This is a genomic window from Nocardia sp. XZ_19_385, assembly GCF_015355755.1.
GTDB lineage: Bacteria > Actinomycetota > Actinomycetes > Mycobacteriales > Mycobacteriaceae > Nocardia.
On the sequence record NZ_JACVEE010000001.1, the window covers coordinates 1134179 to 1148735 of the forward strand.

Below are 14557 nucleotides of genomic sequence, written 5' to 3' on the forward strand. Positions count from 1 at the left end.
CGTGTGAGTGAGTACACCTCGGCGCTCCGCACCTGCTGGTAGCCACAAGATCATGTGAAAGGCAGCTTCGGAGATGATCACGGTTTCCCCGAATTCCTAAGGCGTGGTTTATGTTTCACGACTTGGACGCCACCCTCGCCGGGCTATTGTCGAATGCCGCGGCGCCTGCCGAACTGCGGGCTGCCGAGATCAGTTTCCGGACACCCGACAAAGACTTCACTCCGACGCCACCGACGGTCAACCTATTCCTGCACGCCATTTCAGAGAACCGTGAGCTACGAAGCAGCGTGCCGATTATGGACCGCGTCGATGATCATTTTCTTCCCGGCGCCCCACCCATGCGAGTCGACTGCACCTATTTGATCACCGCGTGGTCGAACCAATCCGGCGAAGTGAAGATCGCCACGGAACACAAACTTCTCGGCGCAACCCTGTTGTGGCTGAGTACATTCCGGGTCATTCCCGATACCGCCCTGGTGGGATCGTTGAAGGAACCGCCGCAGCGCTATCCGGTGCCGACCGCACTGGCGATGACGACGCCCGAGGAGAGCCTGGCGCACCTGTGGAGCGCGCTCGGCACGACACCGCGTCCGACCCTCACCCTCACCATCACCATCGGCATCCAGGCTCCTGGCCCACTCGAACCGATCGGCCGCGTCGAGAAGATCGATATCGAGGGCATGTCCCGCACCCACCCCGAACTCACCGGCCGAGTATTCGACGCCGGTTTGGCGGCAGTGCCGGGTGCGACCGTCTCAGTGCTCGACCGAAACCTCGATACCAGCACCGACGCGGCAGGCCGATTTCGCTTCCGCGAGTTGCCTTTCGGCGATTACACACTGCGCGTCCAGGTGCCGGGCCGGCCCGAGGTCACGCACCCGGTCACGTATCGGGAAACCGCCCAGATCCATCCCATCTTCCTTTCTTGAAACCTTCTCTCGGACGGAGCACCGATGATCGACGTGACGAAAACACCACCGGGTGTGTACATCGACGAGATCACGCCGACCGGGCCGATCGCGGGCACCGGAACCAGTACCGCGGCCTTCATCGGCACCGTCTCGAAAGCCAATGCGGTGCTCAACACACCGGCCGCGGTGACGAATTGGACTACCTTCGTCGAGCAGTTCGGCGACTACGACAAGACGAAAACACTGCCCTTCGCCGTGCGCGGCTTCTTCGAAAACGGCGGCACGCTGGCCTACGTGGTCGCTTACAAGGACACCGGCGATCTGGACACGGCGCTGGCCGCATTGCGGCCGCTGCAGGACATCAGCCTGGTCTGTCTGCCCGGCGTCGTCGACGGTAGCCTGCAGCGCAAAGTGATCACCGAGTGTGAGACCTTGGCCGACCGTGTGGCGATTCTGGACGGCGCGGCCGACCCCACGCCCCTGAAAGCCGATGGGGCATTACAGACCCAGCGCGGGCTGCTGGAGTCGAAGTCCGGCTTCGCGGCACTGTACTGGCCGTGGATCAAGGTCATCGATCCGAAGAAGCCCGGTGAGCTGCTCGCAATCCCGCCGTCGGGGCACATCGCCGGAATCATCGCCCGCAGCGATACCGAACGCGGTGTGCACAAAGCGCCGGCCAACGAGGTGATCCGCGGCGCGGTGGCGCTGGATTTCCTGCTCGACAACACCACGCACGGCGTGCTCAACAACCTGAACATCAATGGGCTGCGCACGTTTCCGGGCCGCCCGCCGATGGTGTGGGGTGCGCGAACCACCGCACCCAAGGACAACACCGCCTGGCGCAACCTCAACGTGCGGCGGCTGATGTCGTTCATCGAGGACTCGATCGTGGCGGGCACGAATTGGGCCGTGTTCGAACCGAACAACATCGCGTTGTGGAAGCGGCTCGAGCTGTCCATCACCGAGTTCCTCACCCGGGTCTGGCAATCCGGTGCGCTCTTCGGTGCGACCGCGGCGGAGGCCTTCTACGTCAAGATCGACCAGGAACTGAACCCGCCCGATATCCAGGCGCAGGGCCAGCTCTTCGGCGAAATCGGGGTCGCGCCGGTACATCCGGCCGAATACGTCATCTTCCGCGTCGGCATGTGGGATGGCGGCGCACAGATCACCGAAGGTTAGGAATCGGCATGGCTCAGACAGGGCGGCGGGTAGACCCGTATCGCGCATTCAATTTCATCGTCACCGTCATCGGTTTGAAGGAACCGGTGAGCTTCACCGAGTGCAGCGGGCTGGGTTCGACGACGGAAGTCATCGACGGCCCGCGCGCGATCGGCGGCGCCGGCGGCGGCAGCGGCGGCCTCACCCGGCTACCCGGCAAGACGACCTTCACCGACATCACCCTGAAGTGGGGCGTCACCGACTCGACCGAACTGTGGGACTGGCGTCAGCAGATCGTGAACGGAAAAGTGGTGCGCCGCAACGGTTCCATCGTGGTGTTCGACCTGGACAACCACACCGAGGTGGCGCGCTGGAACTTCGTCAACGCGTGGCCGTCGAAGTGGGAGGGTCCCGCCCTCAGCCAGAAGGGCGACATCGCCATCGCCACCCTGGTTTTGGCGCATGAGGGACTGACGAGCTTCACCACAACGAAGGTATGAGCCGTGCTGGTAACGGAATTCGACTTCCAGCTACCCAAGGGGTACGTGGATCCCGAAGGCACGCTGCACTCGAAGGGTGTGATGCGCCTGGCGACCGCGGCCGACGAGATCTACCCCTTGAAGGATCCGCGGGTGCAGAACTGGCCCGCCTACCTCATCGTGCTGCTGCTGGCACGGGTGGTGACGAAACTCGGCGGGCTCACCGAAGTCAACGCCGGGGTCATCGAGGGCCTGTTCTCCGAAGACCTGACCTATTTGCAGGACATGTACAACCGGGTCAACGGGTTGAGCAGCCACGTGATCCACACCCGATGTCCGCATTGCGAGCGCGATCACGAGGTGGAGGTGCCGCCGTTGGGGGGATTTTAGGCTACCCCGTCGATCGGGTCTATCAGGAAGTAGCCATTCTGGGCCGCCACGCCCACTGGACCCTCACCGAGGTGCTGACCCTCGACCACGCCGAACGCCTGCGCTGGGTCGACGAGGTCCTCGCACAGACGCAACAGGCATGAATCGCAATTCCGCCCAAGGAGATCCGTGACTACGGAACCGCCCGCACCGGACACTCTCGGCCTGCGCCTCGACAGGTACGCGCGAGCCTTGATCTCGGCGCGGGCACCCCAGTTTTCGTGGCTGCAGCCGCTGCGCGACTTGCTCGAGCATGTCGCCGCGCTGCCCGAACCGCTGGCGTCGCGGTTCGAACGCATCGAGACGACCGGCGCTGTCCCCCTCCCGATCCCGCCCGAGCACGCTCCGGCCCGCAGCATCGCGGGCACCGCGCTGGACAGCGAAACCCAAGCCCGCCTGCGGCCGGTGACCGGCACCGATGTCGCGAAGATCCGCGTGCACAACGACACTCACGCCGACCTGCTCGCACACGCGCACCGCTCGGACGCGGTCACCTACGGGCGCGACGTGTACTTCCGCAAGGGCCGATACGAGCCGCATCGACCGGAGGGCTTCGCCCTGCTCGCCCACGAAGCGACCCATGTCGCCGAGATGCTCACGCCGGGAGTGGCGTGGCAGCGCGCCACCGGCTCCGGCCGTGACGACGACGGCGAACGGCACGCCCGCGGAATCGAGAGCACGGCAACAGATTCCGTGCGACGCAGTGCCGTCACCGCCCTCTCGGCAACGCAGGCCTTCGTCGATCGGGGCACCCGCGCGCTCGCACCGATCGACCCAGCGGCGTCGGCACTCCCATCGTTCGCCGCCCCCGCCATCGCCGCCCCGGCTCCCGCCACGGTGCCGGAAACACCGGCCGGCCCCGCACCACCGCGCACCGCCGCGATCGACCGCGACCTCACCGCGCCCGCCACCATCGACCTGGAGTCCCTGCGGCGCAACATCATTGCCGATCTCAAACGCCAGCTGCGCAGCGAATTCGAACGAGGAGGCTGACCATGACGACGGGAAATCAGCTGGCCCGCGCCTCCATCGTGAACACCACCACCGGCGCGACCGTCTCCGTGATGTACAACCCCGAGGAGGTAAAAGTCGAGCAGGGCAACACTTTCGCCGAGGTCGGCATCCCCGGGCTCAACGCCTCACCGGTCCAATATGTGCGCGGCAAGACGCGCACGCTGTCGATGGAACTGTTCTTCGACAGCTACGAGACCGGGCAGGACGTGCGGGTGCACACCGCGCCGATCGTCCGGCTGCTCGACAAGCAACCCGAAACCCAGGCGCCGCCGGTCCTGATATTCGCTATGGGCGGCTTGGCATTCCGATGCGTGCTGGTCGAGGCCGGGCAGCGGTTCACGATGTTCCGCCGCGACGGCACCCCGGTGCGGTCGTTCCTGTCGATCCGGCTCCAGGAATTCGTGAGCGTGACCATCGACGTGCAGCGCGGCCTGTTCTTCGGCTCCCCTACCGCGTCCGCGGTCGCCAACGCCGCCGTCGATCTCGCGTCGGCAGTGGTGCGCGGCGATGCCTCCGTGCACATCACCGTCGAAGGCGAAACGCTCAGCGGTATCGCCGCCGCGTTCCTCGGCGACCCCACCCGATGGCGGGAAATCGCCGACGCCAACGACATCGACGACCCGCACGGTGTGCCCGCCGGCCTCCGGCTCGTCATCCCGTCCTGGTCGGCATAGGGAGGCGGGCCGTGACCGAAGCGTTCTACGCACCGCGATTCGACATCCGGATCTCCGGATTGACCGTCGCCGCCGACGTGACCAACCAAACCTTGAGCCTGACCGTCGAAACGAATCTCGACCTCGCCGGAACATTCCACCTGACGCTGGCCAATCCCGACAACGTCCTGCTCGATTCGGCCCTGTTCGATCTCGGCAAAACCGTGGAGATCCACCTCGGCTACGGCAACAAGCTGGAACCGGCGTTCCTCGGCGAGATCACCGCGATCGAACCTTCGTTCCCCACTGACGGGCCACCGGTCGTGCGGGTCATCGGTTACGACAAGTCCTACAAGATGCGCCGCAACCAGCCCGAACCGACGGAGTACAAATACGTCAACGACTCCATCGTCGCGGCCCGTATCGCCGTCGAGAACGGCCTCATCCCGCTGGTGGATCCGACTCCCGGTTTCCACAAGCAGTTGCTTCAATCCGAAAGCGACATGGCGTTTCTCAAGTCTCGCGCCGAACGCTATTTCTTCGACGTCTACGTCGAATGGGATCGCCTGCACTTCCAATTCCCGAGACCGCAGACGGCCGCGCATGTGCTGGAGTGGGGCAAGAATCTGTCGAGCTTCGCGCCGAAGATCTCGACGGCCGGTCTCGCCGGACTCCAGGTCATCCGCAGCTACAACCAGGAGCTGGCGCAAACCCTGCTCGGCATCGCCCTGGCCGCCGACTTCGACCTCACCAATCTCGAAGAACGCCTGGGTAGTTCGGCCATGGACATGGTCGCATCGTTGGTACGCAAGGGCATCCGGACCGGCAAGATCGGTAATCCGCTGGACGCCATGGCGGTCGCGCGTTCGATGCTCGCGAACCTGCTGGAAGGCATGTACGAGGGCACCGGCACCTGCATCGGTATTCCAGATCTCAAGGCGGGCAACTACATCGACGTCCAGGGCGTGGGCAAGCGGTTCGGCGGCACCTACCGGGTACGCAAGGTCACTCACCGGGTGGACGACAGCGGGTTCCACACCGACTTCGAGATCACCCAGCGCAGCCACACCAGCCTGATGGGCTTGCTGCGCAAGCAGATCAGCGAGGAACCCTCCCCCAACAAGCCCGAGCAGTTCTTCGGAGTATGGGTCGCCACGGTCGTGGACAACAAGGAACTCCTCGATGTGCCGCCGGAGCTGCCGCTGGGCCGGGTGAAACTCGAGTACCCCGGCCTGTCGACCAAGATCACCAGCGGCTGGGCGCCGTGCGCGCGGCCGATGGGCGGCAAGAACATGGGCTTCTACGCCCAGCCCGAACCCGGTGAACAGGTGCTGATCGCCTTCGAGAAGGGCGACCTCGCCAGCCCGTACGTCCTGGGCAGCCTGTCCAACGCCCTGTCCATGCCGCCGGTCACCAATGTCGACGGCCAGAACTCCAAGCGCGTCATCAAGAGTCGCGCGGGACACACCATCACCTTCGACGACACGCTCGACGTCGGGAAGGTGGTGATCGAGGACAAGCTGGGCAGTTCGGTCACCCTCGACTCCACCGACGGGTCGATCAGCATCAACGCGATGGCCAACCTGTCGATCACCGCGAACGGGCCGATCACCCTGAAGGCCCCCAGCATCAACATCACCTAGACGATCGGAAGGGGCTCCCCATGGACTCGGACATCTACGGGCGCGGCATAGCGTGGCCGTTTCGGCTCGGGCTCGCGGGCATCGCCGAATCGGCGGGAACCGACCGCATCGAGGAATCGATCCGCGTCATCCTCGGCACGCAACACGGCGAGCGGGTGATGCGGCCGCGGTTCGGCTGCAACCTGTCGAGCCTGGTCTTCGCACCGAACAACGCCGCGACCGCCAACCTCGCCCGGTTCTACGTCGAGGACGCCCTGTCGACGTGGGAGCCCCGCATCGAACTGACCGACATCGCCGTCGAGAACGACAACCAGGGCGGCCGGCTGGTCATCACGATCTCCTACCGGTTGCGCGCCACCAAGGGCCTGCGCACGTTCGTGTACCCGTTCGCGCTGGAGCGCCGGCCATGACACCCGACCCCGCTGCCTACGCCTCGAACCGCGGACGGATCGAGCCGCCGAACCTGGACGACCGGACCTGGCAGGATCTCGTCACCGAAATCCGGGCATTGATCCCCCGATACGCACCGCAGTGGACCGATCACAACCCGAGCGATCCCGCGATCACGATCATCGAGATGTTCGCGTTCCTCGTCGAGGGCATGATCTATCGGCTGAATCGGGTTCCGGACAAGCACTATCTGGCGTTCCTGAACCTGCTCGGCATCACGCGGAATCCGCCGACTCCGGCGTCCACTTATCTGACCTTCGCCTCCGGCGCGGGTGTCGTCACGGTCCCGGCCGGGACGCAGGCGCAGACGCCCGCGTCGGAGACCGAACACCCGGTCGTCTTCGAAACCGACGAGCCGGCGCGGGTGCTGCCCATCACCCTGCGCAAAGCGGTGATCGTCGGTCCGTTCGCCGGCTCCCCGGCGTTGTCCTATACCGACGTCTCGGGCTTGCTCGTCGGCCCGCCGACCGGCAAACACCTCCTGACGCTTGCGAAAGACCAGAAGGTTCAGCTCTGCTTCGGCTTCGATCAGGCCACGACCGAGGAGATAGGGCTGCGAATCCTGCTGTACCGCAGCGTGATCGCGGGCCAGGTCGAAGTCGAGTGCGCGTACTCGACCAAGGACAAGGTCCCGCACGAATGGCCCAAGGCAACTGCCGTACTCGACGGGACAGACGCTCTCCAGCATGACGGCACACTGCGCTCGAAACCGCCCGCGAACTGGGTGCCGCAACGCCCGACCGAAGACCCGGCGGAAAACCCCGGCTGGAACGGCTTCTCCGCTACCGGTACCGCGCTGACCGAGCCGCAGCACTGGCTGGGCGTGCGCATCGTCAACAAGACCCAAGGAACCATTACAATCGGCTTCGATCGCTTCCTGTTCAACTCGGCGCTCGCGCACAATGCGCTCACTATCGCGGCGCCGGAGATCCTCGGTAACGGCAACGGCCAACCGTTTCAACAGTTCTCGCTCGCGCACCGTCCCCTGTACGTGCCGGGCGGCGGAGCCGATGCTCCGCTCGCAGTGGAGGTCGGCACCGGCACCCCCACGGTGTGGCGACCGTGGACCAGGGTCGGAGACATGCCCGCCGGTGCACACGAGGTCTACCGAGCAGACCCGGTCACCGGCGACATCATGTTCGGCAACTTCGACGAGAAGACCGGCGAGGGGCACGGATCGGTTCCGCCCGGCGGTTCCCTGGTCCGGGCGCGCACGTATCGATATGTCGCCGGTGGCAGTTCGGGCAATATCGCCGCCGGCGGCATCGCGACGATCGCGGGCGCCAATCCCGCCGGGATCACCGGTGTCAGCAACCTCGGGCCCGGCCTGGATGGTTCCGACGAGGAAGCCGTCGACGAAACCCTGCGCCGCGCACCGGAAGTGCTCAAGACCCGCGATCGTGCCGTGACGGTCGAGGACTACGAGAATCTCGCGAAGGCGGCGACGACGGACGTGGTCAGCGCGCGTTGCCTGCCGCCGCGGTTGCACGAGGAGAACGGGCCCCGCAAAGGGACGCCATGGGCATTCGCGGGCATGACGCGCGCTCCGGGCACCGTCCACGTGATCGTCGTGACCGACCAGGGCGAGAGCGAACCGCGCCCCACTCCGTCACCGGTCGTGCTCGCGGAGGTACGGGACTATCTCGACCGTCGCCGTGACCTGACCGCCGCGCTGGCCGTCGTCGGGCCGCGTTATCTGCCCGTGAAAGTCACTGCGGTGCTCAATATCTGGGCATCGGCGATCAACGCGGGCGCCAGCAAAGAACAGCTGGAGATCGACACGGAGAAGCTCATCAACGCTTATCTGCATCCGACCCGCGGCGGGCCGGACGGCACCGGTTGGGCAGTCGGCCAGCCCGTGTTCGCCTCCGATCTCTTCCGTGCGATCACACCGCCGGAGAACATCGCCTACATCGCGACCCTGCAAATCCAGGCCCAGATACCGCTGTATCACTTCCCGCCGTTCAAACCCGATGGCACCGAGGCGAACTGGGATCCAAATGCCGAGCGCCCGTTCAAAATCGGGCAGCTGGGTGCGACAGTCCGCGTCGCGGACTACGAATTGATTTGCGCCGCAACGGAACACGACGTCGAGGCCGAGAGGACGGACTGACGCCATGGACACCGAGAGCAGCTACCTGCGCTACCTACCGCCCGTCCTGTGGGAGGACCCTGCGACCTGGAACAGTGCCCTCGCGCCGCCGGACTTCACCATGGGCACATTCCTGCTCGCGTTCGAGAAACTCCTGACCGGACTTGATGATGCGGTGCGCGCCCACCCGCCGGTGGCCGAGACGATCGCCGCGATTCCGAGCCTGTTCGACCCCTGGCACACGCCGTCCTCGTTCCTGCCCTGGCTGGCATCCTGGGTGGGACTCGAGTTTCCGATGTTGCAGGACAAGCAGCTGTGGGACGAGTACCAGCGGCGCCGGGCCACCTCCGAGATCACCGATATTCATCGCCTGCGCGGCCTGAAGGCCGGAATGGCGCTGGCGCTGGACCTGTTCGCCGTCACCCGGAGCCGCCCACGCGTAGCGATCGACGACGGCAACAAACTGCTCGTGACAGCACCGCGGCCCGGCGAACTCGTGCCGGTCACCGCGCTCGTGTCCCAAGCGCCGACGCTGAACGGCCCGATCAGCACCGGGAGCACGATTCAGATCAACGGCCTGGTGCGACCACGGTGTGTGACAACGGGACCCGACGGGAGTCTGTTCGTCGGCGACTTCGGTGCCAAGAGCCAAGTCTCCGCGCTCATGCCGTGCGTCTGGCGGCTCGATCCGGCGGGACGGCCGGACGTCACCGGCACGCCGCCGCTGCCGATTCCGCTGCCGAGGCCGTTGGCGCCGGGTTCCGACTTCACCAACATCGTCGCCCTGGTGGTGGCGCCGCCGCGCGGTGGCATCGCGGAAACCCTCTACATCCTCGATAAGTCGAAGCGGCTCTTCTCGCTCGCCGCCCCGTACCAGGGGACCGCCGTGAAAGACGTTGCGACGCTGTCCATTGTGCTGCCGATCGCGATGGGGATCGACACCAACGGTGACCTGCTCATCCTCGATCGCGGCAATATCGACGGCGATCCCTCCCGGACCAAGATCGTCATCGTCCGGCCGGGCGCCGCGGGTCCGTTCCCGGTTCGCACGCTGCCCACCGTGGTCGAGCCGCTCTCGATGCACGTGGGTGCCGACGGAACCATCCTCATCGGCGACGGCACCGCACAGGACGGTACGGCACCGGCGAACATCCTGCGGGTCGACCGCAGCAACGCCGCCAATTGGGTTGCCGAACCACTACTTCCGGCAGCTGCGTCGTTCGACAATCCACTCGTCTCACCCAGCGCGATCGTGCCCGCGGAGGGCGGCGGTCTCTACGTCCTCGACGCGGGCCTGCGCCCATGGGCCTCCAGCGAATTCATCCTCACGGTCGCGAAACCGGCCGGTGTCTACCTGGTCGATGTGGCCGAGCCCAGGGTGCGGCGCGTGACCGAGTACGGAAACCTCGTCTTCCCGACCGCCATGACCGCCCACAACGGACGGCTCGTCATCTGCGATCCAGGCCAGCTCGAGTCTCCGCAGGCCGCGCCGGTGCTTTCCCGGCTCGCTCCGTTCCGCTTCTGCGTCACCGTGCATTTCGAGCACGCCAACCTGCCCGAGCTGCGCGGGGACGAAGACGAAAACGACAACGACCGAACCAAGCTCATCAACACGGTGGCGGCCAGTATTCGCAGCGTCGTCGACCAACTCCGCCCGGCGCACACCGTCGGCACGCTCATCACCGCAGGCTGAGACCAGGGAGTCCCGCATGGCCACACCAGAACTGAAGCGGACCGATTACTGGAATCGGGTCACCGATACTGTCCGCAGCGGCAACCCCAACCGCACCGAAAACGTCACCGACATAGAGAATTTCACCATTCCCTACGTCAACGCCCTGACCGCCGGCCTGCATCTGTGGGGCGTCGCCATCGGTCTCACCGTCTCCGCGATCGTCGACCAGTCCGGGGTCTTCATCACTCCGGGCGCCGCTTGCGACAGTGCCGGTCACCTCATCACCCTGACCGCCGGCGGCATCGCCATCGTCAGCCCCGACATCGATCCCGGCCAAACCACCGATATCCCCACCATTCCCGTCACCAGCAACGGAATCACGCTGCCCACCCCCGCAGATCTCAGCGGCACCCACTACGTCACCATCCGCTACCACGAAGTCACTACCGAGGGACTGCTCGGCAATGCGCCCACCCTGACCCACGCCCCCTGGGTCCGGCTGCAGAGCACCACCGACTTCCAGGACAGCGGCATCGATCTGGTGCTGGCACAGGTCAGCCTGAGCAACGGCAACCCGACCGCGCTCACTCCGAAATTTCGGCGCCACACCGGAATTCACGCCGACCGGATCCAGCTGCTGAAGCCGCACAGCGGCCTGGTACCTACCATGAGCGTCACGCACCGGCCCGCCGCCGAACTCAGCACCCAGTCCAACGGAAGTCTCACCCTCACTCAGTCCGGATCCCAACCCAGCCTCACGATCGATAGCAAAGGAAACCTGGGGCTCGGGGTCGGCGCGCCACAGCGTGTCCTGCACACCGAAGGGAACGAAATCCACAGCGGGGGTAGCGCCGGTGGCTTCTCCTTCGCCAATCGCACCACCGGTGCGTTCGAGGAGAATCCCGACGAAGGGGAACGCTGGGTGTGGTACGCCCAAAGCGGCAGTGCCCGACTCTGGTCCGGTACCGACCGGCTCACGATCAACGTCACACCCAATGATGTCGGGCTGGATGTCCACCGGCGCATGCGCATTCGCGGCGCGTCAGCGGAGTCCACCGCCGGGACGTGGATGTTCCAGAACGGCAAGGACCGCGCGTTCGTCGGCCTGGCCGATGACACACACATCGGACTCTGGGGCCACGACGCGGGCGCATGGGGTTTCAAGATGGACACGGCCACGCTCACCTGCACCATCACACCCAGGCCCGGCCCGTTCGAAATCTTCGGTTTCACGGGCATCGGCCTGACCGTTGGCGGTGGCGGCGAATTCCAGTCGACCAGCCGCTTTCACCGCGGCATCCATGTCATCGCACCGATCGGCGTGGTCGGTGGATTCGTCGGACCGGCCGCACTCTTCGAGGGTGACGTGAATGTCCAAGGGACACTGACGAAAACGGCTCTGCACTTCCGCATCGATCACCCGCTCGACCCCGCGAACAAATATCTGCAGCATTCCGCCATCGAGAGCGACGAGCTGAAGAACCTCTACGACGGGATCGTCGAACTCGACGCCGACGGCAACGCCGAAGTCGCCGTGGCGGATTGGTTCGAAGCACTCAACGAGAACTTCCGCTACCAGCTCACGCCGATCGGCTCGCGCGCACCCGATCTGCACGTGGCACGAGAACTGAGCGACGGCCGATTCGCCATCGCAGGTGGCCCACCCGGGCTGCGAATCAGCTGGCAGCTCACCGGAATCCGGCACGACGCGTACGCGAAAGCCAATCCGATAGTTGTCGAAGCCGCGAAACCGGACGACGAAGCCGGACTGTATATCCACCCCGACGTCCACGGCGAACCCGCCGACCGGTCCATCGCCTCGGCCTACACAGCACGGAGCCAGTCATGGCCAACGCAGCATTGATTCGGACCGATTACTGGAATCGGGTCACCAACACCGTCCGCAGCGGCAACCCGAGCCGCACCGAAAATGTCACCGACATCGAGAATTTCGCGATCCCCTATACCTGCGCGCTGACGGCGAGCCTGCACCTGTGGGGCATCGCGACGGGCCTCACCGCCACAGCCGTAGCCGATCAGCCCGGACTGACGATTGCGCCCGGTGCCGCCACCGACAAAAACGGCTATCTCATCGCCCTCGTTGCCGGCGGCATCGCCATCACCGACCCCGACATCGACCCCACCCGAACCACCGACATCCCCACCACACCCGTCAGCAGCGCCGGAATCACGTTGTCCACCACCGACATCACCGGCACTCGCTACCTCACCATCCGCTACCACGAGGTCACCACCGAAGGACTTCTCGGCAACGCGCCCACCCTCACCCACGCCCCCTGGATCCGACTTCAGAGCACCACCGGCTTCGACGACGACGGCACCGATCTCGTCCTCGCTCATGTCACCCTGGCCAACGGCAAGGTCAGCGCCCTCACCGCGCAGTTACGCCACCACACCGGAATTCACGCCGATCGCATCCAGTTCCACAAACCACACGCCGCCACCACCCCCACCCTCAGCGTCGCCCACATCCCGACCGCCGAACTCGCCACCCAGCCGAACGGCAGCCTCACCCTCACCCAAACCGGGCCCGAACCGACCTTCACCATCGACACCGGAGGAAACCTCGGACTCGGAACAGCAACGCCGACAGCCGGATTGCACATCGACCGGGACGCCACCGACAACCTCGCGCTGAAGCTCGATTCCGCCGGACCCGGCTGGGGCTCCGGGCTGCAACTGCGCAACACCTCGGCCGGCGCCAGAACCTTCGGGCTGTACTCGGGCAGCGACGCCAAACTCCATATCGTGGACGTCGACAGCTCGGTCGACCGACTCGTCATCGACAAAACCGGCAACGTCGGCATCGGTACCCGCCAACCGGGCCGGCCCCTGCACGTCGAAGGCACCGAAATCCACAGCGGCGGCAATGGCGCCGGCTTCTCCTTCGCCGACCGCACCATCACGACGCTGGTGAACAATCCTGGCGCCACCGGTCAACGGTGGGTGTGGTACGCCCACAGCGGCAGCGCGCGCCTATGGTCCGGCGGCGACCGTGTCGTGGTCGACAAGACCGGCAATGTCGGTATCGGAATCGCCGCCGGGCAAGCGCGTCGACCCCTGCACGTCGAAGGCTCCGAAATTCACAGTGGCGGCAGTGGCGGCGGCTTGTCCTTCGCCGACCGCGCGACCGGGACGCTCGTGGAAAATCCAGGCGCAGGCCAACGTTGGGTGTGGTACGCCCACAACGGCAGCGCGCGCCTGTGGTCCGGCTCGGATCGGCTCTCGATCAACGTCCACCCCAACGAGGTCGGGCTGGACGTGAACCGCCGTATGCGCATCCGCGCCGAGGGCGGTCCCGGCGTCAGCGCCGGAACCTGGCTGTTCCAGAACGGCCAGGACCGCGGGTTCGTCGGGTTGATCGGCGACGACGAGGTCGGCCTGTACGGCAGCGGCTTCGGCTGGGGCCTGCGGATGAACACGAACACCGGCACGGTGCGCTGCCTCGGCGGCAACGGTGCGTTCCAGTCGGCCCTCAGCTGTTCCGGAAACATCGGTGTGTGGGCGACCGGCACCGCGAGCGGCATCATCGCGACCGCGCCGATCGCCGGTCAATTCTTCGGCGAGGTCAGAATCACCGGCGCCCTCAGCAAAGGCGGCGGCGGCTTCAAGATCGACCATCCGCTCGACCCCGAAAACAAGTACCTCTCACACTCTTTCGTCGAATCACCCGAAATGCTCAACCTCTACCGCGGCACCGCCACCACCGACGAACACGGCAACGCACAGGTCCACCTACCCGACTATTTCGAAACCTTGAACGAAGAGTTCGGCTACCAACTGACCCCACTGGGCGAACCCGTCACCGCCGCGATCGCCACCGAGATCAAGGACAACAGCTTCACCATCCGCTCCGACAAGCCATTCGCACGAATCTCCTGGCAGGTCACCGGCGTACGCAAAGACCCCTGGGCCAACGCCCACCGCATCGAAGTCGAAGAAGCCAAACCCGAACACGAACAACACTATTTCCTGCACCCCACCGAACACGGCGCCGCCGCCACGCGGGGCCTGCACAACCTGGAGAACTGA

At 65.5% G+C, this 14557-nt stretch carries 13 protein-coding genes; all 13 read left to right on the plus strand.

The genetic code is table 11. The annotated features are described in order from the left end of the window. Positions 1-110 precede the first annotated feature (110 nt). From IBX22_RS05270 to IBX22_RS05325, 13 genes are read left to right on the plus strand one after another with little or no spacing between them, the layout of a single operon-like run. Positions 111-929: a Pvc16 family protein gene (locus IBX22_RS05270; protein ID WP_194814233.1), complete on the plus strand. Its 819-nt coding sequence runs from the start codon at positions 111-113 to the stop codon at positions 927-929. 24 nt (positions 930-953) lie between these two features. After that, positions 954-2090 (plus strand): phage tail sheath subtilisin-like domain-containing protein, encoded by a 1137-nt coding sequence (locus tag IBX22_RS05275; protein WP_194814234.1) that lies wholly within the window; start codon positions 954-956, stop codon positions 2088-2090. 8 nt (positions 2091-2098) lie between these two features. Next, positions 2099-2569, plus strand: coding sequence for a phage tail protein (locus tag IBX22_RS05280; RefSeq protein ID WP_194814235.1), 471 nt, complete (start codon positions 2099-2101; stop codon positions 2567-2569). 3 nt (positions 2570-2572) lie between these two features. Continuing rightward, positions 2573-2938, plus strand: coding sequence for a phage tail assembly protein (locus IBX22_RS05285; RefSeq protein ID WP_194814236.1), 366 nt, complete (start codon positions 2573-2575; stop codon positions 2936-2938). Then, on the plus strand, positions 2881-3081 hold the full coding sequence (locus IBX22_RS38475) for a DUF6760 family protein (RefSeq protein ID WP_375540202.1): 201 nt from the start codon (positions 2881-2883) through the stop codon (positions 3079-3081). The genes IBX22_RS05285 and IBX22_RS38475 overlap by 58 nt, the downstream gene beginning before the upstream one ends. A 25-nt stretch (positions 3082-3106) precedes the next feature. Next, positions 3107-3970, plus strand: coding sequence for a DUF4157 domain-containing protein (locus tag IBX22_RS05290; protein WP_194814237.1), 864 nt, complete (start codon positions 3107-3109; stop codon positions 3968-3970). A 2-nt stretch (positions 3971-3972) separates the two neighbouring features. Next, positions 3973-4665 carry a LysM peptidoglycan-binding domain-containing protein gene (locus IBX22_RS05295; protein WP_194814238.1) on the plus strand — a complete coding sequence of 231 codons (693 nt, stop codon included), beginning with the start codon at positions 3973-3975 and terminating at the stop codon, positions 4663-4665. Positions 4666-4676: 11 nt separating this feature from the next. Beyond that, positions 4677-6287 (plus strand): phage baseplate assembly protein V, encoded by a 1611-nt coding sequence (locus IBX22_RS38215; protein WP_194814239.1) that lies wholly within the window; start codon positions 4677-4679, stop codon positions 6285-6287. Between the two features lie 20 nt (positions 6288-6307). Beyond that, positions 6308-6697 (plus strand): GPW/gp25 family protein, encoded by a 390-nt coding sequence (locus IBX22_RS05305; protein ID WP_194814240.1) that lies wholly within the window; start codon positions 6308-6310, stop codon positions 6695-6697. Beyond that, on the plus strand, positions 6694-8850 hold the full coding sequence (locus IBX22_RS05310) for a baseplate J/gp47 family protein (RefSeq protein ID WP_194814241.1): 2157 nt from the start codon (positions 6694-6696) through the stop codon (positions 8848-8850). Before IBX22_RS05305 ends, IBX22_RS05310 begins: the two co-directional genes overlap by 4 nt. A 4-nt stretch (positions 8851-8854) precedes the next feature. Then, the gene (locus IBX22_RS05315) at positions 8855-10522 is read left to right on the plus strand and encodes a phage tail protein (protein ID WP_194814242.1); all 1668 of its coding nucleotides are present in this window, start codon (positions 8855-8857) and stop codon (positions 10520-10522) included. A 16-nt stretch (positions 10523-10538) separates the two neighbouring features. Further along, a complete protein-coding gene (locus tag IBX22_RS05320) occupies positions 10539-12368 on the plus strand; it encodes a hypothetical protein (protein WP_194814243.1) in 1830 nt (609 codons plus the stop codon). Next, positions 12350-14557, plus strand: a complete 2208-nt coding sequence (locus IBX22_RS05325; RefSeq protein WP_194814244.1) for a hypothetical protein — start codon at positions 12350-12352, stop codon at positions 14555-14557. The genes IBX22_RS05320 and IBX22_RS05325 overlap by 19 nt, the downstream gene beginning before the upstream one ends.

Excerpts from the sequence above, each read along its gene's own strand:
- IBX22_RS05315 (WP_194814242.1), top strand. The coding sequence starts at position 8,855 with ATGGACACCGAGAGCAGCTACCTGCGCTACCTACCGCCCGTCCTGTGG.
- IBX22_RS05320 (WP_194814243.1), top strand. The coding sequence starts at position 10,539 with ATGGCCACACCAGAACTGAAGCGGACCGATTACTGGAATCGGGTCACC.
- IBX22_RS05275 (WP_194814234.1), top strand. The coding sequence starts at position 954 with ATGATCGACGTGACGAAAACACCACCGGGTGTGTACATCGACGAGATC.
- IBX22_RS05280 (WP_194814235.1), top strand. The coding sequence starts at position 2,099 with ATGGCTCAGACAGGGCGGCGGGTAGACCCGTATCGCGCATTCAATTTC.
- IBX22_RS05305 (WP_194814240.1), top strand. The coding sequence starts at position 6,308 with ATGGACTCGGACATCTACGGGCGCGGCATAGCGTGGCCGTTTCGGCTC.
- IBX22_RS38475 (WP_375540202.1), top strand. The coding sequence starts at position 2,881 with ATGTCCGCATTGCGAGCGCGATCACGAGGTGGAGGTGCCGCCGTTGGG.
- IBX22_RS05310 (WP_194814241.1), top strand. The coding sequence starts at position 6,694 with ATGACACCCGACCCCGCTGCCTACGCCTCGAACCGCGGACGGATCGAG.
- IBX22_RS05325 (WP_194814244.1), top strand. The coding sequence starts at position 12,350 with ATGGCCAACGCAGCATTGATTCGGACCGATTACTGGAATCGGGTCACC.
- IBX22_RS05295 (WP_194814238.1), top strand. The coding sequence starts at position 3,973 with ATGACGACGGGAAATCAGCTGGCCCGCGCCTCCATCGTGAACACCACC.
- IBX22_RS05270 (WP_194814233.1), top strand. The coding sequence starts at position 111 with ATGTTTCACGACTTGGACGCCACCCTCGCCGGGCTATTGTCGAATGCC.